21 protein-coding genes and 1 pseudogene are annotated in these 25,618 nt (G+C 45.6%); 15 read left to right on the top strand and 7 right to left on the bottom strand.

The annotated features are described in order from the left end of the window. The first annotated feature begins 150 nt into the window (after positions 1–150). From trxB to infA, 4 genes are all read left to right on the top strand, one after another. Entirely contained in the window at positions 151–1,119 is a 969-nt protein-coding gene (gene trxB / locus EYS00_RS17390; protein ID WP_130638894.1) for a thioredoxin-disulfide reductase, read from the top strand. A 59-nt stretch (positions 1,120–1,178) separates the two neighbouring features. Continuing rightward, positions 1,179–1,925 carry a leucyl/phenylalanyl-tRNA--protein transferase gene (gene aat / locus EYS00_RS17385; RefSeq protein WP_130638892.1) on the top strand — a complete coding sequence of 249 codons (747 nt, stop codon included), beginning with the start codon at positions 1,179–1,181 and terminating at the stop codon, positions 1,923–1,925. Next, positions 1,922–2,638, top strand: coding sequence for an arginyltransferase (locus EYS00_RS17380; RefSeq protein ID WP_130638890.1), 717 nt, complete (start codon positions 1,922–1,924; stop codon positions 2,636–2,638). Before aat ends, EYS00_RS17380 begins: the two co-directional genes overlap by 4 nt. 72 nt (positions 2,639–2,710) lie before the next feature. After that, a complete protein-coding gene (gene infA / locus EYS00_RS17375; RefSeq protein WP_014949333.1) occupies positions 2,711–2,929 on the top strand; it encodes a translation initiation factor IF-1 in 219 nt (72 codons plus the stop codon). An 88-nt stretch (positions 2,930–3,017) separates the two neighbouring features. Here the strand turns inward: infA and clpA are convergent, their stop codons facing one another. Further along, the gene (clpA, locus tag EYS00_RS17370) at positions 3,018–5,294 is read right to left on the bottom strand and encodes an ATP-dependent Clp protease ATP-binding subunit ClpA (protein WP_130638888.1); all 2,277 of its coding nucleotides are present in this window, start codon (positions 5,292–5,294) and stop codon (positions 3,018–3,020) included. Between the two features lie 24 nt (positions 5,295–5,318). Continuing rightward, positions 5,319–5,640 (bottom strand): annotated as a pseudogene (gene clpS, locus EYS00_RS17365) (ATP-dependent Clp protease adapter ClpS). 195 nt (positions 5,641–5,835) lie between these two features. Here clpS and cspD point away from each other — a divergent pair. Then, positions 5,836–6,054, top strand: a complete 219-nt coding sequence (gene cspD, locus EYS00_RS17360; RefSeq protein ID WP_130638886.1) for a cold shock domain-containing protein CspD — start codon at positions 5,836–5,838, stop codon at positions 6,052–6,054. Positions 6,055–6,259: 205 nt separating this feature from the next. Here the strand turns inward: cspD and EYS00_RS17355 are convergent, their stop codons facing one another. Next, entirely contained in the window at positions 6,260–8,482 is a 2,223-nt protein-coding gene (locus EYS00_RS17355; RefSeq protein ID WP_130638884.1) for an NADP-dependent isocitrate dehydrogenase, read from the bottom strand. A 380-nt stretch (positions 8,483–8,862) separates the two neighbouring features. Between EYS00_RS17355 and EYS00_RS17350 the strand changes: the two genes are divergently transcribed. The 7 genes from EYS00_RS17350 to EYS00_RS17320 all read left to right on the top strand — a co-directional run bounded on the left by EYS00_RS17350 (position 8,863) and on the right by EYS00_RS17320 (position 15,505). Further along, on the top strand, positions 8,863–9,417 hold the full coding sequence (locus EYS00_RS17350) for an rRNA large subunit pseudouridine synthase E (protein WP_130638882.1): 555 nt from the start codon (positions 8,863–8,865) through the stop codon (positions 9,415–9,417). A gap of 129 nt (positions 9,418–9,546) precedes the next feature. Further along, the gene (mnmA, locus tag EYS00_RS17345) at positions 9,547–10,611 is read left to right on the top strand and encodes a tRNA 2-thiouridine(34) synthase MnmA (RefSeq protein WP_130638947.1); all 1,065 of its coding nucleotides are present in this window, start codon (positions 9,547–9,549) and stop codon (positions 10,609–10,611) included. After that, a complete protein-coding gene (hflD, locus tag EYS00_RS17340; protein ID WP_130638880.1) occupies positions 10,611–11,237 on the top strand; it encodes a high frequency lysogenization protein HflD in 627 nt (208 codons plus the stop codon). The genes mnmA and hflD overlap by 1 nt, the downstream gene beginning before the upstream one ends. 14 nt (positions 11,238–11,251) lie before the next feature. Then, positions 11,252–12,619, top strand: a complete 1,368-nt coding sequence (gene purB / locus EYS00_RS17335) for an adenylosuccinate lyase (protein WP_130638878.1) — start codon at positions 11,252–11,254, stop codon at positions 12,617–12,619. 63 nt (positions 12,620–12,682) lie between these two features. After that, positions 12,683–13,864: an adenylate/guanylate cyclase domain-containing protein gene (locus EYS00_RS17330; protein WP_130638876.1), complete on the top strand. Its 1,182-nt coding sequence runs from the start codon at positions 12,683–12,685 to the stop codon at positions 13,862–13,864. Between the two features lie 36 nt (positions 13,865–13,900). Continuing rightward, complete coding sequence (locus EYS00_RS17325; protein ID WP_130638874.1) at positions 13,901–15,037, top strand: cupin domain-containing protein; 1,137 nt, start codon at positions 13,901–13,903, stop codon at positions 15,035–15,037. Positions 15,038–15,046: 9 nt separating this feature from the next. Then, positions 15,047–15,505 (top strand): GNAT family N-acetyltransferase, encoded by a 459-nt coding sequence (locus EYS00_RS17320; RefSeq protein ID WP_130638872.1) that lies wholly within the window; start codon positions 15,047–15,049, stop codon positions 15,503–15,505. A gap of 50 nt (positions 15,506–15,555) precedes the next feature. Here EYS00_RS17320 and EYS00_RS17315 read toward each other — a convergent pair whose 3' ends face one another. After that, entirely contained in the window at positions 15,556–15,969 is a 414-nt protein-coding gene (locus EYS00_RS17315; protein ID WP_130638870.1) for a DUF4826 family protein, read from the bottom strand. Positions 15,970–15,991: 22 nt separating this feature from the next. Then, entirely contained in the window at positions 15,992–19,033 is a 3,042-nt protein-coding gene (locus tag EYS00_RS17310; protein ID WP_130638868.1) for an FAD-binding and (Fe-S)-binding domain-containing protein, read from the bottom strand. A 218-nt stretch (positions 19,034–19,251) separates the two neighbouring features. On the opposite strand from EYS00_RS17310, the gene EYS00_RS17305 reads away from it, so the two are divergent. The 3 genes from EYS00_RS17305 (at position 19,252) to EYS00_RS17295 (ending at position 22,462) form a co-directional block, all read left to right on the top strand. Beyond that, positions 19,252–19,467 carry a PGPGW domain-containing protein gene (locus EYS00_RS17305; RefSeq protein ID WP_130638866.1) on the top strand — a complete coding sequence of 72 codons (216 nt, stop codon included), beginning with the start codon at positions 19,252–19,254 and terminating at the stop codon, positions 19,465–19,467. 245 nt (positions 19,468–19,712) lie between these two features. Next, positions 19,713–20,210, top strand: a complete 498-nt coding sequence (locus tag EYS00_RS17300) for a (2Fe-2S)-binding protein (protein WP_130638864.1) — start codon at positions 19,713–19,715, stop codon at positions 20,208–20,210. Beyond that, positions 20,207–22,462, top strand: coding sequence for a xanthine dehydrogenase family protein molybdopterin-binding subunit (locus tag EYS00_RS17295; protein WP_130638862.1), 2,256 nt, complete (start codon positions 20,207–20,209; stop codon positions 22,460–22,462). The genes EYS00_RS17300 and EYS00_RS17295 overlap by 4 nt, the downstream gene beginning before the upstream one ends. A gap of 103 nt (positions 22,463–22,565) precedes the next feature. On the opposite strand, the gene EYS00_RS17290 is transcribed toward EYS00_RS17295, so the two are convergent. Continuing rightward, positions 22,566–23,081, bottom strand: a complete 516-nt coding sequence (locus EYS00_RS17290) for a DUF962 domain-containing protein (protein WP_130638860.1) — start codon at positions 23,079–23,081, stop codon at positions 22,566–22,568. Positions 23,082–23,223: 142 nt separating this feature from the next. Continuing rightward, on the bottom strand, positions 23,224–25,596 hold the full coding sequence (ppsA, locus tag EYS00_RS17285; RefSeq protein WP_130638858.1) for a phosphoenolpyruvate synthase: 2,373 nt from the start codon (positions 25,594–25,596) through the stop codon (positions 23,224–23,226). Between the last annotated feature and the right edge of the window lie 22 nt (positions 25,597–25,618).

Here is a 25,618-nt window from a genome sequence, read left to right as displayed (position 1 = left end):
ATTTCCGAAATAAAAGGCACAATGATCGCCATATATTATTATCGCATATTACAAATCAAATCCTACTGTTGAAAAGTGACACCGTTGCCCTCACCTAGCATTCATTACGCTTTTTAGCCCATTGTGGGGTTACGAGAATTGGAGATTCAAATGTCAGAGAGCAGACATGTTCGTCTACTTATTCTGGGTTCAGGCCCAGCAGGTTACTCTGCCGCAGTCTATGCTGCACGAGCGAACTTAGAACCCGTATTACTTACAGGTATTCAACAAGGTGGACAGCTAACAACGACCACAGAAGTTGAAAACTGGCCGGGTGATCCAGAAGGTTTAACAGGTCCTGATTTGATGGTTCGTATGCAGAAGCATGCAGAAAAATTCGATACGGAAATTATTTTCGATCACATCAATAAAACAGACTTAACAAAACGCCCCTTCACGCTTTATGGTGACAACGGCACTTACACCTGTGATGCGTTAATTATAGCGACGGGCGCTTCAGCAAAGTATCTTGGTCTGCCATCAGAGCAAGCCTTTATGGGTAAAGGTGTATCTGCTTGTGCTACTTGTGATGGTTTCTTTTATCGCAACCAAAAAGTCGCCGTTGTGGGTGGTGGTAATACCGCTGTAGAAGAAGCGCTTTATCTATCTAACATTGCTTCAGAGGTGCATGTAGTTCACCGTCGTGACACCTTTCGCAGTGAGAAGATTTTAGAAAAACGTCTTCGAGACAAAGCCGAAAACGGCAATGTTGTGCTTCACCTCAACAAAACGCTTGATGAAGTGTTGGGTGATGAAATGGGCGTAACAAAAATCCGCGTCAAGGATACACAAGATGCATCTACTGAAGAGCTAGATGTGATGGGTCTTTTCATTGCAATTGGTCACCAGCCCAACACACAGATTTTCGACGGCCAGTTAGAAATGAAAGACGGTTACATTGTGGTTAATAGTGGCCTTCATGGAAACGCGACACAAACCAGCGTAGAGGGTATATTCGCAGCCGGTGACGTTAGCGACCATATCTATCGACAAGCTATCACATCTGCAGGGACAGGATGTATGGCTGCTCTAGATGCTGAGAAGTATCTTGACGGCTTGGCGTCAGACGAAAACGCATAAACCGGTGAGGTTAGTGAGCTCAATTCTCACTAACCTTATTTCCTGCCCATCGAGCGATTATGATTCAACTTCACCATCTGGATGTAGATTCACCATTCCCACCAGTGTCGGAAGCACTAGACGAACCGAATGGTTTACTCGCCTACGGTGCAGACCTCAGCCCTCAACGTTTATTTACCGCCTACTCTAATGGGATTTTCCCTTGGTTTAGTGAGGGTGAACCTCTTTTATGGTGGTCTCCCACGCCAAGAGCAATTATCGAACTTGACGAGTTTATCTGTAGTAAAAGCCTTAAAAAGCTTGCTAAGCAGAAGAAGTTCCGTGTCACACTTAACCATAGTTTTGAGGACGTGATAAGCGCTTGCGCCACTATCCCAAGACAAAGTTTAACCAATAGTGATGTTTCAGCTGAAACCTGGATCACACAAGACATGCAGTTGGCTTACATTCAACTTCATCAGTTAGGTCTCGCGCACTCAGTTGAGGTGTGGGATGCTGAAGCGCTCGTGGGTGGTCTCTACGGTGTTGGCATTGGAAAAGTTTTCTGTGGCGAGTCCATGTTTCACAAAAAGAGTAATACATCAAAGCTTGCCATGCTCTCCTTAGTGCAACACATGAAACAGCAAGGTTTATCATTCATTGACTGCCAATTACCCACTGAACACCTCTCATCCCTTGGCGCTAAATCAGTGGGGAGAAATAGCTTTGTTCAAAAACTCTATGACAACAATCATACTCTTGACGAAAACGGCCGCTTATCAAAAGAATACCAGTCCTACTGGCAAGCAAAGGATATTACGCCTTGAGGTTCGGCATAACACAAACATTTGATTGTAGTTACTTACCGGACGAACAAGAGCGATTGCTTGTTTATGCCGACAACCCCTTGTTGCAAGCGGAAAGGTACGGGCAGCTGATTCAATTAGGGTTTCGTCGCAGTGGCGAGCAGATTTATCGCCCCCATTGTGCAGAATGCAGTGCTTGCGAATCCGTGCGCGTGCCAGTCGAAGATTTTATTCCCTCAAAAAGCCAAAAGCGTCTTCTCAATAAGAACAAAAATCTTACTATTCGAACGTCAAACACCATGTCGCCCGACTACTATCCGTTGTACGAACGATACATTAATGAACGACATGCCGACGGCACTATGTATCCACCGTCTGAGGAACAATTTACTAACTTTGTTGCCTGTGACTGGAAGTCACCCATGTATATTGAGGCCTACGACGGGGAGCATCTGATTGCGGTAGCTGTGACTGACGTAGTTGATCACGAAAATATTCCTCACGGTCTATCCGCACTGTACACGTTTTTCGACCCAAATTATGAAAATCAGTCCCTAGGAACTTGGATGATCCTACAACAAATTGTGCTTGCTAAAGCCCACCGTAGGCCGTTTGTTTATCTGGGTTACTACGTAGAGGGCTGTAAAAAAATGTCTTATAAACACAAATTTCACCCTTTTGAGCAATTCAGCCACAACAATTGGCTCAGAATTGATAAAAATCCCGCGTATTAGCTTTACAGTCGGGTCAAGATTGGTTAAGGTCTGCGCGGCAAAATTATTGAATCACTGAGGTAACTGCTTTACATGGCAAAAGAAGATTGTATTGAAATGGAAGGTACGGTACTCGATACCCTACCTAACACTATGTTTCGTGTTGAACTAGAAAATGGTCACGTTGTTACAGCGCACATTTCTGGAAAAATGCGTAAAAACTATATTCGAATTCTTACTGGCGACAAGGTAACGGTGGAAATGACACCTTACGACTTAACTAAAGGTCGTATTGTTTATCGCGCCAGATAATGTGCCATTAAGCGGTTAACGCAATAAAAAAGCCCGACAGTGTGAACTCTCGGGCTTTTTTGTTAGTTTTACGCAATGGCGAAGTCGATCAGTTCGACTCCGCTTCTTCGCTAACTTCATCAACACCTGTATATTCAAAAACAAGAGCATCGTTGTCGTCAAGGTCAACCTTAACACTGCCGCCTTTCACCAAACTGCCGAACAATAATTCATTCGCAAGCTCTTTCTTAAGCTCTTCTTTGATAAGCCGTGCCATGGGACGAGCGCCCATAGCTTTGTCATACCCTTTCTCAGCCAGGTATGCTCGTGCAGATGAAGACACCTCCAGTGATACGCCTTTCACATCTAGCTGAGCCTGAAGTTCAATAATGAACTTATCGACCACCTGTAGAATAATTTCAGCGTCAAGATGATTAAACCAGATAATACCATCTAGACGGTTTCTGAATTCAGGCGTAAATACCTTGTTGATTTCACTCATTGCATCGTGGCTATGATCTTGCTGCTTGAATCCAATAGACTTACGCACAGTCTCTTGAACACCAGCATTCGTGGTCATTACCAATACAACGTTTCTAAAATCTACTTTACGACCGTTATTGTCCGTTAATGTGCCGTGGTCCATCACTTGCAAAAGGATGTTGTAAATATCGCTATGGGCTTTTTCTATCTCATCCAACAGAACTACTGAGTACGGATTTTTAATCACGGCATCGGTGAGTAAACCACCTTGGTCAAAACCAACATAACCTGGAGGCGCACCAATAAGACGACTCACAGCGTGACGCTCCATGTATTCAGACATATCGAAGCGCACAAGCTCAACACCCATAATTTTAGCGAGCTGCTGAGTAACTTCTGTCTTACCTACCCCCGTTGGGCCTGCAAACAAGAAACTACCAATGGGCTTTTCTTCTGCGCCTAACCCAGAGCGAGAGAGTAAAATCGCATCGTTCAGTGTCTCAATGGCCTTGTCCTGCCCAAACACAACCATCTTGAGGTTACGCCCAAGATTTTTGAGTACTTCTTTATCAGAGGCTGATACTGACTTCTCTGGAATACGCGCCATCTTCGCAATAATTTGCTCAATGTCACCCACGCCGATTGTCTTCTTACGCTTGGATTGAGGCAGCAAACGCTGACTTGCGCCCGCCTCGTCCATTACATCAATGGCTTTATCTGGTAGGTGACGCTCGTTGATGTACTTGGCACTGAGCTCGGCTGCTGCCTGAAGCGCTTTTTGTGTAAAGCGCACACTGTGGTGTTCTTCGTAGCGGCTTTTTAGGCCAAGAAGTATTTTAGTGGTATCACTTACACTTGGCTCAGTAACATCAACTTTTTGGAAACGACGTGCTAATGCACGGTCTTTCTCGAAAATGCCTTGATACTCCTGATAAGTGGTTGACCCGATACAACGCAGCTCGCCACTCGACAGTTTCGGCTTCAATAGATTAGATGCATCCATCACACCACCAGACGCTGCGCCAGCACCAATAATGGTGTGAATCTCATCAATAAAGAGTATAGCGTCAGGATCTTTACCTAATTCTTTAAGAATAGACTTTAGGCGCTTTTCAAAATCACCGCGATACTTAGTACCCGCCAGTAAACCACCCAGGTCTAGAGAGTACACGGTACTTTTGCTGATAACCTCGGGCACATCTTCAGTGACAATCCGATACGCTAATCCCTCAGCAATAGCCGTTTTACCAACTCCTGCTTCACCGACAAGAAGCGGATTATTTTTGCGTCGACGACACAGAATCTGGATAGTGCGCTCTAATTCTTGGTCTCGACCGATTAACGGGTCAATCTTGCCATCTTTAGCATGCTGATTTAGGTCCGTAGCATATTTAGCCAATGCTGAACCATCTTCCGAGGCCTCTCCTTCTTCACTTGATTCAGGATTCACCGGACTTTCCTCATCAGCTTTACTTACGCCATGACTAATGAAGTTGACGACGTCTAGACGCGTGACATCTGACTTTTTAAGAATATATACGGCTTGCGACTCTTGTTCGCTAAAAATAGCGACCAATACATTAGCGCCAGTTACCTCGTCTTTTCCGGACGATTGCACATGGAACACTGCCCGCTGAAGTACCCGCTGAAATCCTAGTGTTGGTTGAGTCTCTCTCTCATTTAATTGGTCATCTAAAATAAGAGGAGTGGTATCTTTTACGAATGAGAGCAATTCCGCCTTGATAACTTCGATATCAGCGCCACACGCTAACAGCGCTTCACGCGCGGCGGAATTGTCTAGTAGTGCAAGCAAAAGGTGCTCAACAGTCATAAATTCGTGACGTTGCTCTCTGGCAAACACAAAGGCTTGATTCAACGTTTGTTCAAGTTCTTTATTCAACATAATACTCGCCCTCTACAATTTTACTTACGCCGGTTCCATCGTACACATCAGTGGATGCTGATGTTTTCGCGCATGCTGGTTGACCAACATGACTTTGGTTTCTGCTATCTCAGCAGTAAATATCCCACACACGGCTTTCCCTTGATAATGAACCGTAAGCATTAACTGGTTTGCTTTCTCTGCATCCATATTGAAAAACTGCATCAATACTTCTATTACAAAATCCATGGGGGGTGTAGTCGTCATTATTCAACAACACTTTGTACATCGGGGGTGGCTGCGCCTTCTTGCGCTGCTCGTCTTTTAGCTTGTCCTTGTCGATACTAATGGCGTTGTCTTTACTCATAATTTAATGATAGTGCTTTGTAGGCATAACGCGTACTAAAATTGTATAAAATTAATTCGCGTTTTGTCTTGACATAATGTGGTTAAAAAATCTACATTTTGATTAAGGTTCCGTAATTATTCGGGCCTTGAATGCGCTTATTTCTATAATGGGGGCATTACCGTGTTAGTTCAAGGATTAAGAGGAAGTCGAAGTATGGCGATTGGCAAAGTTAAATGGTTTAACAACGCGAAAGGGTTTGGGTTTATTGTTCCAGAGGACGGCGGGGAAGACATATTCGCTCATTACTCAACGATTCAAATGGAAGGATATCGCTCATTAAAAGCAGGTCAGGAAGTGACCTTCGATGTACAGCAGGGCCCTAAAGGGCTTCATGCAGAAAATATCGGCTTCAAAGAAGAACCTGAGCGTTAATAAAAGCAAAGATTTTATTGGCGGTCAGTGGATAGTTCACTGACCGCACTTTAAACGAGTTACGAGCTAAGTCTCGATTTTTTTGTGCATGCGTATCAGACCATTCGGTCATATTATTTTAGCAACTTTGCACTTTATAACGTCAGAAAAAGAAAAAGCCCGATGTTTTGCAACATCGGGCTTTTTGTCATTATGGCTTTATAGATTAACCAATAATCTTGTTCAATGTGGCACTTGGACGCATTGCAGCAGATGCTTTGTCGAAATCAGGGAAGTAATATCCACCGATATCTTTAGCTGAGCCTTCAGTTGCACCGATCTCGCTTACGATAGTGTCGATGTTGGCTTCAAGCTCACTAGCAACGCCAGCAAATTCCGCCGCCAATTCAGCGTCGTCGGTTTGCGCAGCAACTTCTTTCGCCCAGAACAGCGCAAGATAAGCGTGGCTGCCGCGGTTGTCTAATTGACCCGCTTTTCTCAACGGAGATTTACCTTCGTTAAGCAGCGTCTCAGTCGCCTTATCTAGCGCAGAAGCGAGTATTTGTGCTTTAGTGTTACCTTGCTTGTTCGCAAAATCTTCTAAAGATACTGCCAAGGCTAAGAATTCACCCAGTGAATCCCAACGCAAGTGACCTTCTTCAACAAATTGTTGAACGTGCTTAGGTGCACTACCACCAGCACCCGTCTCAAATAAGCCACCGCCGGCCATTAGTGGCACGATAGAAAGCATTTTAGCACTGGTACCAAGCTCTAGAATTGGGAACAAGTCTGTCAGGTAATCACGAAGTACGTTACCTGTTACCGAGATAGTATCTAGACCACGAATCGCTCGCTCCATTGAGTAACGAATCGCGCGAACTGGTGACATGATTTGAATATCTAGGCCATCAGTATCATGGTCCGCAAGATAGGTATTCACTTTCTTGATAAGCTGTGCATCGTGAGCACGCTCGTCGTCTAGCCAGAATACCGCAGGCATACCTGATTGACGTGAACGAGTAACCGCTAGCTTAACCCAATCTTGGATAGGCGCGTCTTTCGCCTGACACATACGCCAGATATCGCCTTCTTCTACATCGTGTTCGATAAGAACGTTGCCGTCTTGGTCAACAACTTGAACCGTACCATCAGCGTGCAGCTCAAACGTTTTGTCGTGTGAACCGTATTCTTCTGCTTTTTGCGCCATCAAACCAACGTTTGGTACTGTACCCATAGTAGTTGGGTCGAACGCACCGTGAGTCTTACAGAAGTTGATTGCTTCTTGATAGATAGTTGCGTACGTGCTTTCTGGAATTACCGCTTTGGTATCCGCTGGGCGACCATCTGGCCCCCACATTTGACCTGAGTTACGGATCATTGCAGGCATAGACGCATCAACAATAACGTCACTTGGTACATGTAGGTTTGAGATACCCTTGTCAGAGTTAACCATAGCTAACAATGGACGATCTTCGTAACAAGCATTGATATCACGTTCAATTTCAGAACGTTGTGACTCAGGAAGCGACGCAATTTTGTCGTAAACACTACCAAGTCCGTTGTTTGGATTTACGCCCAACTCGTCAAAAAGCTCGCCGTATTTTTCAAACAAATCTTTGTAGAAAACTTTAACACAGTGACCAAAAACAATCGGGTGAGACACCTTCATCATGGTCGCTTTAACGTGTAGCGAGAACAAGATGCCGGTTTTCTTAGCGTCTTCAATTTGCTCTTCAAAGAATGCACATAGGGCTTTTTTGCTCATGAACATTCCGTCAATAACTTCTCCTGCTAATAGGTCAACACGAGGCTTCAGGGTTTTCTTACTACCGTCTTTACCTGTGAACTCGATGCTCACGTGACCGGCTTTTTCTACGGTCAATGACTTCTCACCTGAGTAGAAGTCGCCGCCACGCATATGCGCAACATGGGTCTGAGAAGCCTGGCTCCACGCTCCCATTGAATGAGGGTGCTTGCGAGCATAGTTTTTAACAGCGTTTGGTGCACGACGGTCAGAGTTACCTTCACGTAATACTGGGTTTACGGCACTTCCAAGTACTTTACTGTAGCGGTCGCGAATTTCTTTTTCTTCGTCTGTTGCAGCGTCTTCTGGGAACTCAGGTACTTTGAAGCCATTGTCGTTCAGCTCTTTTATTGCCGCACGCAATTGAGGGATAGAAGCACTAATGTTTGGCAGCTTGATAATGTTTGCATGCGCATCTTGCGTCATTGCACCTAGCTCAGCCAACGCATCTGAGGTTTTTTGCTCGTCGGTCAAATACTCAGGAAAGTTCGCTAAAATACGTGCAGCAAGTGAAATGTCACTTAGCTCAACGTCGATGTCGGCTGCGCCAGCAAATTTCTTTATGATGGGTAGCAAGGAATATGTTGCCAAGGCTGGTGCTTCATCAGTCTTGGTATAGATAATCTTTGAGTTGGCTTTACTCATTATATACCTCAATGTTGTCGGTAGAAGGCTACCGAACTTTTAGTCCATTTGGTTGCATTGCACCTCCACTGCCCAGAGACACAGCCGAGAAAATGCAAAACGGGATTGATGTTTGCTATCCGGAAACGGGAGATTACCGAATATCACTTGTTGTAACACCGTAAGCAAACCTGTAGGGCCTGAACGGGTGTGCGGATTTTTTCTACTTTTCGACCGCGAACAATAGTATAGGGACGAACGCAAGAGTTACAAGTCATACCATCGGCTTATCTGGTCATGTTTTATCAGTTTAATGCACTTTTATGTCCTAATCCGCATAAAGCAGCATTGTGTGGTAAACTGAGCAAGCCGTAATAACTCACTTAGACCCCGCTTAACTTATGACAAAAAAGTCTAAAATCATTCTGTTCAACAAGCCATTTCAAGTACTGTCACAGTTCACCGATGCTGATGGAAGACAAACCTTGAAGGACTTCATTTCAGTACCAGACGTGTATGCTGCGGGGCGCTTAGATAGGGATTCAGAGGGGCTCCTCGTACTTACCAACAACGGCAAATTACAGCACAAACTTGCGCATCCCAAAGCAAAAACAAGCAAAACCTATTGGGTTCAAGTGGAAGGGATCCCCGATGAAAAAGCAATTCAAGCGCTGTGTAGCGGTGTTGAGCTAAAAGACGGGATGACACGCCCTGCAAAGGTTAAGGCCATAGAACCACCCAACGTTTGGGACAGAAATCCGCCGGTAAGATTTCGCCAGTCTATTCCAACGTCGTGGCTATCAATTACCATTTCAGAAGGGCGAAACCGTCAGGTTCGACGCATGACAGCCCACGTGGGCTACCCCACGTTGCGATTGATTCGCTATCGCGTCGGAAATTGGACCATAGATGGCATTGAAAACGGTAGTTATACTCAAATCGAATCGTCGTTTTAATACACATTTTTGATGTGATTTACCCAATGAATTCTGGTAAAATTCGCGACCCTGAATTCAACCCAAGAGAGTGAACTGCATCTGTGAGTGATATCGCTGCCAACGCTAGTAAAAAACGTCATCGTCGGAATGTCTGGCGGTGTTGATTCTTCTGTGTCTGCCTATTTGTTGCAACAACAAGGATATCAGGTAGAAGGCTTGTTCATGAAAAACTGGGAAGAAGACGACAATGACGAGTATTGCGCAGCCGCAGAGGACTTAAAAGACGCACAAGCTGTCGCTGATAAGCTGGGCATAGAACTTCATACCATTAACTTCGCTGCCGAATACTGGGATAACGTTTTCGAGTACTTTCTCGCTGAGTACAAAGCCGGACGTACGCCTAATCCAGACATTATGTGCAACAAAGAAATCAAGTTTAAAGCGTTTCTTGAATTTGCCGCTGAAGACTTAGGCGCAGACTACATCGCCACAGGCCATTATGTGCGTCGTCGAGAAAAAGACGGACACTGGCAAATGCTGCGCGGGTTAGATAACAATAAAGACCAAAGTTATTTTCTTTATACCCTTGGTGAAGAGCACGTTGCGAAAACACTCTTCCCAGTAGGTGACATCGAAAAACCAGAAGTACGCCGTATCGCTGAAGAACAAGATCTCATTACCCACGACAAAAAAGATTCTACGGGCATTTGCTTTATTGGTGAGCGTAAGTTTAAAGACTTTCTTGCTCGCTATTTACCTGCACAGCCCGGTATTATTCAAACCGCTGAAGGCGAAGATATTGGTAAGCACGAAGGGTTGATGTATCACACATTGGGCCAGCGTAAAGGCTTACTTATCGGCGGCCAAAAGGACAAAGGTGATCAGCCTTGGTACGTGGTTGATAAAGACGTTCAACGAAACGTACTCATTGTTGGGCAAGGTGCTGATCACCCTCGCCTCTACTCTAAAGGACTGATAGCAAATCAGCTTCATTGGGTTGATAGAACATCAATAACTGAAGAACTATGTGCAGTAGTAAAAACACGCTATCGTCAAACTGACATTCCTTGCACGATAAAGCCCATTGATAATGACACTATCGAAGTTATGTTTGATGAGCCGCAAAAAGCAGTAACACCAGGGCAATCTGCTGTGTTTTACAGTGAAGAAGTGTGCCTGGGTGGTGGTATTATTGAGAGATATATTCGCTAATGTTAGACAAGCAGATTGAAGACTATTTGGCCTTAGCAGGCGTTTGTCAGTCAGCAGCATTGGTGCAACAAATTGCACGTCGCGGAAATGTTGAACAAGACGCTTTTGAAGCCAGCCTGTCGAGTATACTGGTGACTGATCCCGAGTCACCCCAGCACGTGTTTGGACAGTTGGCAAACGTTAAGGTGGGCTATAAAACCCTGTTATCACAGCTGTCTGACAAGCAAGGCAATAAAGATACAGAAATAACGCGCTACATTGCGAGCATTCTTGGCTTAGAGCGCAAACTTTCTCGCAAGCCTGATGCGCTTAATGAGTTGGCAGACCGCATATCTCACGTACAACGTCAGTTAGCTCACGTTGATTTTAATAATACTCAGATTGTTGGTGCGTTAGCCAGTATCTACAGTGATATCGTGAGTCCCCTTGCCCCCCGAATTCAAGTCGCTGGAAACCCTGACTATCTCAGTCAGCCTGCAAACCAGCAACGGGTGAGAGCACTACTACTCGCAGGAGTAAGAGCTGCGGTAATGTGGCGTCAAATGGGCGGCCAACGCCGTCAGATCCTATTTCGCAGAAAACAAATTTTAAATAGTGCTGTAAAGGCACTCAGGTTGATAAACTAGTTGAGGAGCAAAAGGTGGAACTGAGCCAGTTAACTGCAATTTCCCCTGTCGACGGTCGTTATGCTGGAAAGAGCGCAGAATTGCGTAGCATTTTTAGTGAATATGGCCTACTTAAATACCGTGTACAAGTGGAAGTACGCTGGTTACAGATGTTGTCTAACAACCCACAAATCGAAGAAGTACCTGCATTCTCTGCAGCTTCGAACGAGCTACTTGACGGTATCGTTGCGAACTTTAGCGTTGATGACGCCATGCGCATCAAAGAAATCGAGCGCACCACTAACCACGATGTAAAAGCGGTTGAATACTTCCTGAAAGAAAAAGTAGAAACAAACAGCGAACTTAGTGCTGTTAACGAATTCATTCACTTTGCTTGCACCTCAGAAGACATTAACAACCTTTCTCACGCGCTTATGCTTACCGAAGCCCGCGACAGTGTTTTGCTTCCTTATTGCAATAAGCTAATCGACGCTATCATTGACCTTGCTCACGCATACAAAACAGTACCAATGATGGCACGTACTCACGGTCAGCCAGCGTCGCCAACGACTATGGGTAAAGAGATGGCTAACGTTGCCATTCGCCTACGTCGTCAGCGCGATCAAATTGCGAAAGTTGAGCTACTAGGAAAGATTAATGGTGCCGTAGGTAACTACAACGCTCACCTGTCAGCTTACCCTAACGTTGATTGGCATGACGTATCTGAGAAGTTTGTGACTTCTTTAGGTATCACGTGGAATTCATTCACTACACAAATCGAACCACACGATTACATCGCAGAGTTGTTCGACGCTGTTGCTCGATTCAACACTATCATTCTTGATTTTGACAGAGACGTATGGGGTTACATTGCCCTTGGTCACTTCAAACAAAAGACAGTTGCCGGTGAAATTGGTTCTTCTACCATGCCACATAAAGTAAACCCGATTGACTTCGAAAACTCTGAAGGCAACATCGGTCTTGCTAACGCTATTTTCGACCACTTAGCGGCAAAGCTACCAGTATCTCGCTGGCAACGTGATTTAACTGACTCAACGGTACTAAGAAATCTAGGTGTCGGTGTTGGTTACGCGGTTATAGCTTATCAAGCTACGCTGAAAGGCATTAGCAAACTACAAGTGAACGAGCAAAGTCTACTTGATGAACTCGACAGCAATTGGGAATTGTTGGCTGAGCCAATCCAAACTGTCATGCGCCGTTACGGTATTGAAAAACCGTACGAAAAGCTTAAAGAGCTTACTCGCGGTAAGAAAGTTAACGCGGAAGTCATTGCTGAGTTCATCGATAACTTAGACATGCCACAAGCGGCTAAAGATGAGTTAAAACAGCTTTCACCATCAAGCTACATTGGCGATGCAATCAGGCTGGTAGAACAGTTATAAATTGACCGCGTCATCGGTATTCTAAAAAGCGTGGAATGTTCCACGCTTTTTTTTGGCCGAAACATGCACAAATCACCACCATCCCTCAACAATCTACTCAAGGTTATCTCTCAGCTATTCCTTATTGCTTTGCTAATTCAAATTCCGTTGGTGATTCAATACGCGGTATCTAAGTTAATATGGGTTCACTTATTTACCCATATTTGTATGACAGGATTAGCAATACACCTGCTCTCTCAAGGATATCTTAAAGACGCCAGACTGCTACTTATCATCGCTTTTTTAACTTATCTTGTTGGCGCTACGCTCTTGTGGAAAGCAGACCTATTTACTCAGCACTTTCTACTGATTGGATGTTTGGTGAGCGGATTTATCTTTAGGAAAACCGAGATAAAACAAAGTATTTGCTGGAGTGCGGCGTACGCAGTGACTTTTATACTATTAGATAGCGTACATTCTAGTTCGCTAGAAAAATGGGAAGCGGGATTGCGCCAAGGGAATAGTATTACGTTAGCCATCGGCTGCATTTGTATAATCACTTACTTACACAAATTCACCGCAAACCGATGGTCAATAATATCCTCCCATTACAAAAATACTCGACAAGTACTGCAAAAAACCGAACCGCTCACTCAGTTAATTCAAGCCCCTAACACTCAACATAGGCAAGATGTACCTTACGCCTGTGTGATGTTTGCAGACATCAAAGGCTATCAAACACTGACATCCTCACTCGACAAAAATACCCTATTTACATTGCTCGATACCTTTTACCAAAGCTTTGATAAGCACACAGAATTATTCAATATACTCCCCGTTAAAACCAACGGCGATGAATACATGGCTGCTAGTGGAATTACAGCAAAACTGACAACGAGAAAAGCCTGTAGCAACGCCATCCTTGAGTTTGCCCTCGCTTCATTTAGACAATTTCAACAAGTCACCAAACTTCATGGGATAGAGTGTGAATTGCGAATAGGAATGTCGGCGGGGCCAGTGAGTGCTGGGCTACCACAACGAGCATTGGCACACTTTGACTTGTGGGGAAGCACAGTGAATCACGCCGCTTCTTTGGAGCAATGCGGCAGAGCAAACCACCTGTGTATATGTGAAGCACTCTACGCGCAGATCGCGCCATCTCATAAACAACAATTTCGTCAGATAGTAGTACAAACTAAAACAGCAAAGGCCATCGCCTACGAATGCTCGCTTGCAGAACATGGGGAATTAACGGCAAAGGATTGATATAATTTGCTCAAATACAGTAATTCAAAGTGCTTAATGACCTCACTCGATCTTCACAGCTTTGCTGGTGTATCTCAATTTCTCAAACACTTTTGGCAACAAAAGCCAGTGGTACTGCGACAACTATTTCCGGCGTTTGAAGACCCCATCGATGAGCATGATCTTGCGGGATTGGCGCAAGAGGACGACATTGACAGTCGTATTATCAAAAACCAAGATGGTATATGGGATGTTGCTCACGGTCCGTTTGATGAATTTGAGCATGTGTGCAAGGGCCAGTGGACCCTTCTAGTCCAAGGTGTTGATAAGTACATCGATGACGTTGGCGCGCTGATTGAGCCCTTTAGGTTTATACCTAATTGGCGTATGGACGACGTGATGGTCAGTTTTGCTACCGCAGGCGCAGGAGTGGGTGCACATCTTGATCAATATGACGTCTTCTTAGTGCAAGGAAAAGGCAGTCGTCGTTGGAGAGTAGGAGAAAAAGGCCTCTATGACGACGTATTTCCCCATCCAGAGCTTCGCCAGATAAGCGGTTTTACACCCATTATCGATGAAGTTCTGCTGCCCGGAGATGTCTTGTACATTCCACCCGGTTGGCCTCATGACGGCGTTGCGCTAGAAGACTGTATTACCTATTCCGTGGGATTTAGAGCACCGGATACCAGCACTCTCGCGAACATTCTGAGCCAAACACTAGCGCAAGAATGTGAACTACCTAGATTTTCTGACCCAGCGCGCCCCTCAGCACCTCAACCTGCCGAGATGTCTCAAGAAGAAATCGACACTTTAAAAACAATGCTCAAAAGTGCTATTGATTCCGATTTATTTACTTCGTCGTTGATAGAAATGCTCAGTGAGCAGGGACTACCAGACTTTATACCAGAGGACGAAATTTCAGTTGACGACATTGAAGCAGCTCTTGTGAATGGTGCTTGTTTTTATCCCTCCCCCGGAAACAGGCCCATCTTACCCACGGGCTCAGTAGAGGGCGTATTTTTCGTCAATGGAGAGACATACTCATACCAACATCAAGACGCAGAAGCAGTGACGGTGTTGCTCAATATGAATAATTTTTCATTATCTCAATTGAACAAAAAACCATCGTTGGCGTTCTTAAAAACCTTAACTACACTTGTTAACAAAGGGTATTGGGACATTCAACACGGGTAGTGAGTAATCATGACGTTTACAACAGAAAGCGTCGATTGGGAACGGAGTCAGAATCGACTTAAAGCACTGAGAGAAAAGGTATTTGTACTGGAATGGCGTTTACCGAGAGAGGCTGAATTTGACGAACACGATCCCAAAGCGTATCACGTGCTCGTTTATGACCCAGACAAAGAGCCAATTGCAACGGCTAGACTTACTCTCCAAGGTGAAATTGGTCGAGTTGCCGTTAAACGTCAACATCGCCACTTAGGTGTGTATAAAGTGTTGTTCAAAGCGCTTATCAAACTGGCGAAAACCAAACAACTGCCCATTGTCAAAGTCAATCTTTCGCTGGACAGCGTGCCCTATCATACCAAACTCGGCTTCGAGCCGGTTGGGCAAGTATTCATGGATGCAGGTATTCCACGCCAGCGCATGGGGTGTTCTACTGAACGCTTCTCACTGCCAGATGTGTCAAAGATGCATTGACAAAAAAGCGCGGGTTTTAGGTGATGACCCGCGCAATGTGAGCTAATCAGCTACTGTTGAACCCATAGGTCGTCAGCGTTTTGTAGCGTATACATACTCTCAGCGCGGTTTTGCAACAGTGCAGCGTATTTGAGCTGCTCTTCGTCAACGGCGTTTGCAGCACGAATGTTTTCGGCTTTCATTTGCCAAGACATTGAGAAGTACTTCATTGCTCCACGAGCGTCTTCTGCATTGCCAATCACGGTAAAGTCGACAGGTAAATCTCCCGAAAGTACCCAATAATAATTGCTCTCATTATCTCGAATTTTCCACAACGCGATGTAGGGTGCCAAATAACGGCTCTCTTCCATCACCACTGCGTCGAATAACACTCCATTTTCTGCAAGGTGCTTGTTCGAGCGCTGTAATTGGAGCTTGATCCATTCAGCGGTTTGTTCTTCAGTTAATCGGTTCTGTTCTGCCATGATATTTCTCTAAGTTTTCTTGTTATTTATTGTTTATACACGCCAGTAAACTTTGTACTGGGTGCTTTGGTTTAAAGCGCTCTATTCTTGCCACTTGGCTTCGACAGGAATATCCGGTGGCCATTACTGCTTCCGCTGGATAACGCTTTAATGCTTGTTCCCAACTCAGGTTATAAATATCGAGCGACTTTTGCTTTTGTTCTGCTTCGTGCCCATAGGTACCCGCCATACCACAACAGCCAACGGCAACAACGTCAACTGATTGGTCTACTTTTGCAAAAATTTGCTGCCATTGCTTTTCAGAGGTAGGCAATGCGGTTTTTTCGGTACAGTGACTCAGTAACGCAAGCGGTGCAGTGTCGCTAGACGGAGCAACATTCTGCCATACGGTATCGCCTAATTCAGAAAGCCATTCATGTACGGCCAATACTTGGAAGTCGCCTCGCTTCTCACCCAGCGCCTTTTTATATTCGTCTCGGTAACAAAGCACCAAAGATGCATCTACGCCCACCATGGGAATATCTAGTGCGGCCACTTCATTCAGAAAGCTCGCTGTGTTTTTCGCCGTGCGAGCAAAGCGCTCTAAAAAACCTTTTACGTGCTCCGGTTTACCGTTAGGTTTAAACGGAAGCAATACTGGCGATATGCCGAGCTTTCGAATCAAGGCAATAAAATCTTCAACGACGCCAGCGTCATAAAAACTTGTGAATGGGTCTTGAACAACGATGACGGTAGACTGCTTTTCTTCTTCAGACAGAGCAGACAATACGTTGTAATCATAGCGTGCTACCTTGCCGGCAACGCGCTTTTCAAGTGACGGAGAAGAAAGTACTGGCGCATCAACATAACCAATAGTCGATTCAATGGCCTTCTGTGCAATTGCAGGTTTTAAAAAGGCATTAAATAACCACGGTGCTTTCGCCATTACCGGTGCCATTCTCTCAATGTTGGCAACAAGTAAATCTTTTGCTGGGCGAAGATAGCGCTGGTAATAAATAGATAAAAAGGTCGCTCTAAATTCAGGAACGTCGACTTTCACTGGGCATTGGCTAGAGCAAGACTTACATGCTAAACAGCCATTCATGGCCTCTAGCACCTCATGAGAAAAATCTTCTTCTTTTTTACGTGAGTTAACAAAACGTTCCCACCACGACGAACTGAACTGCTCTGCACTCAGTGATTTGGTGTCAACACCTTGCTGGCCGAGCAAACGGATCCACTCTCGAATCAATCCCGCTCTGCCCTTTGGGCTGTGACGGCGGTCACGAGTGACCTTGCTCGACGGGCACATAGGCGATGTAGCGTCATAGTTAAAACACAAACCATTGCCGTTACAGTCCATAGCAGGTGCGAATGCTGTTTTAAATGCCACTGGAATAGTACGGTCATAGGTTGCACGCTTGGTGTCAGACACTTTCACCAATTCGTCATTACTTTCTATAGGCGTACAAATCTTGCCCGGATTCATTTTGTTCGAGGGGTCGAAAGCCGCTTTTATCCGTCGAAGCTCGTTAAATAAATCCTCACCAAAAAACGCAGGACCATATTCGCTTCGATAGCCTTTACCGTGCTCGCCCCACATTAGGCCGCCGTACTTGGCAACTAGGGCCACTACTCTGTCAGACAAGCTGTGCATTAATTTTTCTTGTTCGACGTCACATAGGTCTAATGCAGGGCGTACGTGAAGTACACCAGCATCAACATGGCCAAACATGCCATATCGCAATCCTTCACCGTCGAGTAACTCACGAAACTCCATGATAAAGTCGGCAAGATTTTCGGGAGGAACGGCGGTATCTTCGGCAAAGGCAATCGGCTTTTGCGTACCTTCCGTTTTGCCCAACAAACCGACCGCTTTTTTACGCATGGCGTAAATACGACTAATATCCGACTTATCGAAGGTTACCTGATAACCGATAACACCAAACTCTCCATTTTCACTGGCAGCAGTGAGTTCTGCTTCGAGCGCAGCTATTCGTTCCTTGATTTCACTTTCGTCGTTACTGTTGTACTCCACCATGTTTAATCCCAACAAGGTTTTGTTGGGTACATCAGTAATCAAATCAGCAATGGAGTGCCAAATAATGTCGGTTTTCGCTAAGTTCAATACCGTAGAGTCTACGGTTTCTACCGAGGTAGCTTTGGCTGCAACCATGCGTGGTGCATGTCGTAGCGCTGATTCGAAGCTGTCGTACTTAATATTGACTAGCGCTTTGTAGGTGGCGATTGGCGTCAGGGAAAGTTTTGCCTCGGCGACCATGGCTAAGGATCCCTCGGAACCAGTGATCAAACGACTCACATCAATAGTTTCAGACTCGCTATCGTAAGCGTGTTCTAAATCGTAACCGGTGAGGAATCTATTGAGTCTAGGGAACTTCGCCAATATCGCATCACGCTGTTCTACGCACGATGCAAATACTTGCTTTAATATGTTGCCGTAACTGTCATCGGTCTCAGACCGCTGTTTTGCTTCCTCTACACTTAATGGCGTGGTTGAGAGAATATCACCATTAGATAATACCGACGTTAGTCCCAACACATGGTCACTAGTTTTGCCATACACCAAAGAGCCCTGCCCCGACGCATCGGTATTGATCATACCGCCCAAAGTAGCTCGGTTGCTGGTTGATAAATCTGGCGAAAAGAAAAAGCCATGAGGACGAAGTGCATCATTTAATGCATCTTTAACTACACCGGTTTGAACGCGTACCCATTGTTCCTCGACGTTGATTTCGAGGATCTTGTTCATGTGTCGTGAAAGGTCGACCACAATTCCAGCAGTAAGACTTTGTCCATTAGTACCCGTACCACCACCCCTTGCAGAGAACACAACTTGAGGGTGCTTATTTGCCAACGAACCAATACATTGGAGGTCTTCTACACTTTTGGGAAACACAACGGCTTGTGGAAGCTTTTGATACACAGAGTTGTCGGTGGCTACAGCAAGCCTACTGCCGTAACTGTATTCAACATCTCCGGTAAAAGATGACGACGATAATTCGTCTAAGTACGCAATATAATCCCTTGAAAGACCTTGTTCTGGGGCAACACGTGGCAAACTCAATGTAGTAATACCTCTGAGAGTACGAAGGCTCGACAGTATACCTACTCAACTAGCTTGGCTCTATAGCCTATTGTGCTTTCATATGAATTTTTAACCTGTGTTAATCTAAACGGAATTCAATGCACGTCACAAATGTTTACAAACTCTTTGTTGGCTTTTGACCTATTCTCGACCACTATTAAACTTCGGATATTATTAATGCTTAACGGAGGTAGCAAATGAAATATATTCGTCTTACCTTGGGTGGGCTACTTTTTGCGACTGGGATCATTTTTACCATACTTCCCGGGTCAATTTTGTTGGTAGTGGGCGGCCTTATGTTGTTAAGTTACGACTGGCCTCGTGCTCGCCAATGGCTCAAGTTTAATCAAAACCTCATGTCTAAAGGCGCTCGTAAACTCGACCGCTTCTTACTACTTCGCAAAATGCGCTAAACCATACACATGCGATGATAAATAACATACTATGTTTATCATCGTGTAAATTGGTTACTTTGTCTTACTCTCTGTGTTAAAGATTTGTTAGCATGCTAGTGTATTTTTTGCACCTAGTGCACTATAAAAGAGTAACCCCTACCTCGATATAAGTACGCTTAACGTACAGCATGTTCAAACAACAACATTCTACAGGCACCGCCAAACGTAATGCGTTTTACTATGGCGTAAACGGAGAACATTAGATGTTAACTTTGACCGTTAATGGAAAGAATTACGAATTTTCAGGGGACCCAACCACTCCTGTCTTATGGTTTTTGCGCGACGAACTAGATCTGACCGGTCCAAAATTTGGCTGCGGTATGGCGCAGTGCGGCGCATGTACCGTTCACATTGATGGTGTCGCGCAGCGATCTTGCGTGCTTCCAGTCTCTGCAGCTGTGGGCAGAAAAATAACAACGATTGAAGGGCTAAGTGAAGACGGCGATCATCCAGTGCAAAAAGCATGGCTAGACAACAAAGTACCACAGTGTGGTTTTTGCCAATGCGGTCAAATCATGCAGGCAGCCAGTTTACTAGCGTCGAATCCAACACCGACAGATGAAGAAATCGTCGCCACTATGTCGGGCAATATTTGTCGATGCGGAACCTATCCCCGCATTCATAAGGCAATTAAAGCAGCCTCAAAATCAATCGCTGGCGTTGAGTATTACACTCCTGAAAAAGAGGGAGAAAACGCATGAGCCAATATTTCGATATGCAACGCCGAAAATTCTTAAAATCGTCAGCTGCCCTTGGTTCTTTAGTGGTCGGTACATGTTTCTTGGGCGCGGCGCCGCGAGCCCTCGCGGGCGTGCTCACTCCACCATCAGATACCGCCAAAACAGCCAATCTATTCGTCGCCCTTCGCCCTGACGGTATAGTAGAAATTACTTGCCATCGTTCAGAAATGGGGCAACAAATTCGTACAGCCGTAGCGCAAATAGTTGCCGATGAAATGGAAGCGGCATGGGACAAGATCGTTGTTATTCAAGCCAAGGGCGACCCCAAATATGGCGACCAAAATACCGATGGCTCGCGCAGTATTCGATTCAATCTACAGCGACTACGAGAAATGGGCGCTAGCGTGCGCTACATGATGCAACATGCTGCCGCTAAACGCTGGGGCGTAGAGCCTTCATCGTGTAGTGCGGTGCAACACCTTGTTACCCATACCTCGGGTAAAACATTCACCTATGCTGAATTAGTGTCAGATGCCCTAAGTATTACGCCACCTGAAGCAGACGCTTTAACACTGAAAACACGGGAAGAGTGGCGTTACATAAATACTGGAATGGCGCACATTGACCTTCAGGATATCGTGACTGGTAAAGCAACTTTTGCCGCTGATGTAAGAGCGCCGAAAGCCCTTGTCGCCATTATTGAACGCCCGCCTGTGGTTGGTGGAAAAGTTAAATCGGTGGATGATACCGCGACAAGAGCAGTAAAAGGCGTTATTGACGTGGTCAGCATACCTGCACCCACCGGAGCGCCGCAGTTTCAACCTAAGGGCGGTGTTGCTGTAGTGGCCGAGAACACATGGGCTGCAATGCAAGGTCGTCGCGCATTAAAAATTGAATGGGATGATGGCCCAAACGGTGACTACAACTCGGAAAGCTTCAAAGCGCAGTTGCTTGAAACGGTGAATGCACCGCAGGAAATGGTGCGAGAGAAAGGTGATGCGGCCAGTGTGCTTGCCAATGACACGGACAAGTTAGTAGCTGACTATTACATGCCCCATTTAACCCAAGCGCCTATGGAGCCGCCTTGTGCGACTGCTATGTACTACGAGGACCGAGTAGATGTTTGGGCTTCTACTCAGAACCCACAAGCAGACATGGAAACCGTGGGTAAAATGGTGGGTATGGAGAAGGAAAAGATCAATGTTCACGTGACTATGCTTGGTGGTGCATTTGGACGTAAATCAAAGCCCGACTTTTCTGCTGAAGCCGCTTATGTGTCGATGAAAACCGGAAAACCCATTCGTGTTCAATGGACGCGAGAGGACGACATTCAACACGGTTACTATCATGCCGTGTCGGCACAACACATAGAAGCGTCGTTGAATGATCAAGGCGGTATTGAAGCCTATTTGCATCGCACAGCGTTTGCCCCAATTGCATCAACATTTGCTGAAGGTGCCAATGCTCCTTTCAGCTTTGAACTTGATCTTGGATTTACCGACAATCCCATCCTTACGCCTAACTTAAAACTTGAGCGAGGCGAAGCCCCCGCTAAAGCTCGAATTGGCTGGATGCGCTCAGTAACCAATATATTCCATGCCTTTGCGGTGCAGTCTTTTATTGCCGAAGCCGCTCATAAAGCAGGAAAGGACCAAAAAGACTACTTACTCGAAGTCATTGGCCCAGACAGAGTACTCGACGTAACCACCCAGAACGCCAAGTACAACAACTACTGGGGTAATAAGTCGGTTTATCCGTTGGATATTGCCAGATTACGAGGTGCAATCGAGAAAGTTGCCGATATGAGTGGTTGGGGCCGTGAACTTCCTAAAGGCCGAGGATTAGGTATTGCGGCTCACCGTAGCTTCTTGACGTACATTGCTACTGTTGTTGAAGTGGAAGTGAGCGATTCTGGTGAGCTCGATATCATTAAGTCTTGGGTATCTGTAGATGCGGGTACTGTGGTAAACACCGATAGTGTGATCAACCAAACACAAGGTGGTTCAATTTACGGTATTACTACCGCAATCAGTGGTGGCATTACCTTCGACGAGGGCCGTGTTCAACAGAGCAACTTCCACGACTTCCGTGTGCCCAGAATGAGTGATTCACCGCTGGACGTAGAAGTGGAGATCATTCAAAACGGAGAAGCACCAGCGGGTGTGGGTGAACCAGCAACACCTGTTTATGCTCCAGCATTGTGTAATGCTATTTTTGCAGCTTGTGGGAAGCGAATTCGAACGCTCCCCATAGGTGACCAGCTAAAAGCATAAGGTCACAAACGAGAACCAACAGGAAGTGATGGACTTTTTACTAAACGCGGTAAAAAACTCATCACTTCCTTTTTATTGGTTTGTATCGTTACACGATTATTGATTAGTGCACAGGGCCGACATTCTGCTCGATCTTTTGCTGTAGCTCACCGCGTAAACCTAATTCAAATCCCAATTCGGTCACTACAAATAGTGGACCGATGACCAAGCCCATTAAATCGTCAACAAACGCAGGCTTTTTGCCTTCGTAGTAATGCCCGATAAACTGTAACACCCACCCGCCAACAAAAATACCAACGGATACGGCAAGCCATACGAGTGTGCTCTGAATGGCGACTGGTTGTGCCAGCCATAGCATAGCGCCAGTTAAAATCACCATCACGGCGCCAAGACGCAAATCTAGTTTCAAATAAAATAGATTACCGATGAGCCATACAAAAAGTGCGGGAGAAAGCACGGCTTCACCCACTACAGGTAAAGTCACATCAAACATTGGGCGGCTGAGTAAGCATAACACTGCGAACACAATCAATGGGATCCCAAAGTAATGGGTCAGAATGTTCCTGTGGTCTCTGTGGTAACCGGCATATTCACTTAAGTGCTGTTCAAGATTTTTCATTTATTTGCAACCTTAGATTAACAATTAAACACAGAATACTGGCAATAATAGTCACAAACTGTCGTATATACGACATTTGATAAAAAATCGAAAAAAAAGCCCCGCTTGTAAAAGCAGGGCTCTAGTTACCGTAAAAAGTAGGTTAACCGTGCTGTTCAGCTAGGTACAACCAGGTCTCTACTACCGTATCTGGGTTGAGTGACACAGAGTCTATGCCCTCTGCCACTAGCCATGCGGCAAAGTCTTCATGGTCTGAAGGGCCTTGACCACAAATACCTACATACTTACCACGCTTCTTGGCCGCTTGAATAGCCATAGACAGCAGCGCTTTAACGGCTGGGTCACGCTCATCAAACAAGTGCGCAATAAGACCACTGTCGCGGTCAAGACCAAGAGTCAGCTGAGTAAGGTCGTTTGAACCAATTGAGAACCCGTCAAAGATATCGAGGAACTGATCAGCCAACAATGCATTAGAAGGAAGCTCACACATCATGATAACGCGCAGGCCATTTTCGCCTTTTTTGAGTCCCTGCTCTTCAAGCAGCTCAAGCACTTTGCGTCCTTCCTCAAGGGTACGAACAAATGGGATCATGATCTCAACATTGGTGAGCCCCATCTTGTTACGAACACGCTTGATAGCTTCACACTCAAGGGCAAAACAGTCTCTGAAATCTTCAGAGATGTAACGGCTTGCACCGCGGAAGCCCAACATTGGATTTTCTTCGTCTGGCTCGTATTGATAACCACCCACCAAGTTAAAGTACTCGTTTGACTTAAAGTCAGACATACGCACAATCACCTTTTCTGGAGAAAAAGCAGCGCCAATCGTCGAAATACCCTCAACTAATTTCTCGATATAGAACTCGGTAGGAGAGGCATAGCCGGCAATCATGTCGTTGATTTCTTCTTTCAACTCTTCCGGTTGGTCATCAAAATTGAGAAGCGCTTTAGGGTGAACACCAATCATCCGGTTAATGATGAACTCTAAACGCGCAAGCCCGACACCTTTATTAGGTAAGCGAGCAAAATCAAACGCGCGATCTGGGTTACCCACATTCATCATCACTTTCAATGGTAGGTCTGGCATTGAGTCAATGCGAGAGGTCACTACGTCGAACTCTAACTCAGCGCCGTATATATACCCTGTGTCACCTTCTGCGCAAGACACGGTAATCTTGTCGCCAGTTTGAATACTATCAGTGGCGTTACCACAACCCACTACCGCAGGAATACCCAACTCACGGGCAATAATCGCCGCGTGACATGTACGGCCACCACGGTTGGTAACAATCGCAGATGCCTTTTTCATGATAGGTTCCCAGTCTGGGTCTGTCATGTCGGTAACAAGTACATCACCCGCTTGGATTTTGTCCATCTCTTCAATGGAAGCAAGCACTTTGGCCTCACCCGCACCGATTTTGTGACCAATTGCGCGGCCTTCACACACCACGTTGCTCTGGCCCTTGAGTTGGAAGCGCTCGATACTTTGTGAATCTTCCCGACTGCGCACAGTCTCTGGACGCGCTTGAACAATATACAGCTTACCGTCGGCACCGTCTTTCGCCCACTCGATATCCATAGGACGCTGGTAGTGCTTTTCGATAATTTGCGCTTGTTTGGCTAGCTCCATGACTTCGTCATCGGTCAAAGAGAAAACTTTACTCTGTTCAGGTGCAATATCGACGATAGAGACCTGCTTGCCGTGAGATTCGTCTTGCGAATAAATCATTTGAGTAAGTTTACTACCCAAGTTACGACGAACAATAGCCGGTAACCCTTTGTCTAGCGTTGGCTTGTGCACATAAAATTCATCAGGGTTTACTGCCCCCTGAACAACCATTTCACCTAAGCCGTATGAGCTAGTAATAAATACTACGTCTTCAAAGCCAGACTCGGTGTCTATAGTGAACATTACGCCTGAAGACGCAATGTCACTGCGGACCATACGCTGAATGCCCGCAGAAAGCGCTACACCCTTGTGGTCATAACCTTGGTGAACACGATAAGAAATTGCTCTGTCGTTAAACAAAGACGCGAAAACGTGTTTGATGGCGATCAAAACCGCGTCGTAACCTTTCACATTAAGAAACGTTTCTTGCTGACCAGCAAAAGAAGCGTCCGGCATGTCTTCAGCTGTTGCAGAAGAACGGACCGCAAAAGAGGCTTCTTCGCCAGCATCGCCCTGAAGTTGAACGAACGCTGTTTTTATAGCGTCTTCTAGCGCTGGCTGAAACGGCGTGTCGATGATCCATTCGCGGATGTTTTTACCCGCCTCTGCCAATGCATTGACGTCATCAACGTCCAGCGTATCTAGTACATCGTGAATTCTAGCTTCCAAACCGCTTTGGTCTAGAAACTCGTTAAATGCTTCTGCGGTAGTCGCAAAACCACCCGGCACTTGCACACCTGCATTCGCTAAGTTTGAAATCATCTCACCTAACGATGCGTTTTTGCCGCCCACGCGACCCACATCGTGCATGCCCAGTTCTTGATACCAAAGTACGTATTCTTGCACTGCCCTAGCCTCCGGCTTATGT

The sequence above is a fragment of the Alteromonas sp. KUL49 genome (assembly GCF_006538345.1).
In the GTDB taxonomy this organism is placed as follows: domain Bacteria; phylum Pseudomonadota; class Gammaproteobacteria; order Enterobacterales; family Alteromonadaceae; genus Alteromonas.
This window is presented reverse-complemented; position numbering and strand designations above follow the sequence as displayed.

Excerpts from the sequence above, each read along its gene's own strand:
- trxB (WP_130638894.1), top strand. The coding sequence starts at position 151 with ATGTCAGAGAGCAGACATGTTCGTCTACTTATTCTGGGTTCAGGCCCA.
- aat (WP_130638892.1), top strand. The coding sequence starts at position 1,179 with ATGATTCAACTTCACCATCTGGATGTAGATTCACCATTCCCACCAGTG.
- infA (WP_014949333.1), top strand. The coding sequence starts at position 2,711 with ATGGCAAAAGAAGATTGTATTGAAATGGAAGGTACGGTACTCGATACC.
- clpA (WP_130638888.1), bottom strand. The coding sequence starts at position 5,294 with ATGTTGAATAAAGAACTTGAACAAACGTTGAATCAAGCCTTTGTGTTT.
- cspD (WP_130638886.1), top strand. The coding sequence starts at position 5,836 with ATGGCGATTGGCAAAGTTAAATGGTTTAACAACGCGAAAGGGTTTGGG.
- EYS00_RS17355 (WP_130638884.1), bottom strand. The coding sequence starts at position 8,482 with ATGAGTAAAGCCAACTCAAAGATTATCTATACCAAGACTGATGAAGCA.
- EYS00_RS17350 (WP_130638882.1), top strand. The coding sequence starts at position 8,863 with ATGACAAAAAAGTCTAAAATCATTCTGTTCAACAAGCCATTTCAAGTA.
- mnmA (WP_130638947.1), top strand. The coding sequence starts at position 9,547 with ATGTCTGGCGGTGTTGATTCTTCTGTGTCTGCCTATTTGTTGCAACAA.
- hflD (WP_130638880.1), top strand. The coding sequence starts at position 10,611 with ATGTTAGACAAGCAGATTGAAGACTATTTGGCCTTAGCAGGCGTTTGT.
- EYS00_RS17330 (WP_130638876.1), top strand. The coding sequence starts at position 12,683 with ATGCACAAATCACCACCATCCCTCAACAATCTACTCAAGGTTATCTCT.
- EYS00_RS17325 (WP_130638874.1), top strand. The coding sequence starts at position 13,901 with ATGACCTCACTCGATCTTCACAGCTTTGCTGGTGTATCTCAATTTCTC.
- EYS00_RS17320 (WP_130638872.1), top strand. The coding sequence starts at position 15,047 with ATGACGTTTACAACAGAAAGCGTCGATTGGGAACGGAGTCAGAATCGA.
- EYS00_RS17315 (WP_130638870.1), bottom strand. The coding sequence starts at position 15,969 with ATGGCAGAACAGAACCGATTAACTGAAGAACAAACCGCTGAATGGATC.
- EYS00_RS17305 (WP_130638866.1), top strand. The coding sequence starts at position 19,252 with ATGAAATATATTCGTCTTACCTTGGGTGGGCTACTTTTTGCGACTGGG.
- EYS00_RS17300 (WP_130638864.1), top strand. The coding sequence starts at position 19,713 with ATGTTAACTTTGACCGTTAATGGAAAGAATTACGAATTTTCAGGGGAC.
- EYS00_RS17295 (WP_130638862.1), top strand. The coding sequence starts at position 20,207 with ATGAGCCAATATTTCGATATGCAACGCCGAAAATTCTTAAAATCGTCA.
- EYS00_RS17290 (WP_130638860.1), bottom strand. The coding sequence starts at position 23,081 with ATGAAAAATCTTGAACAGCACTTAAGTGAATATGCCGGTTACCACAGA.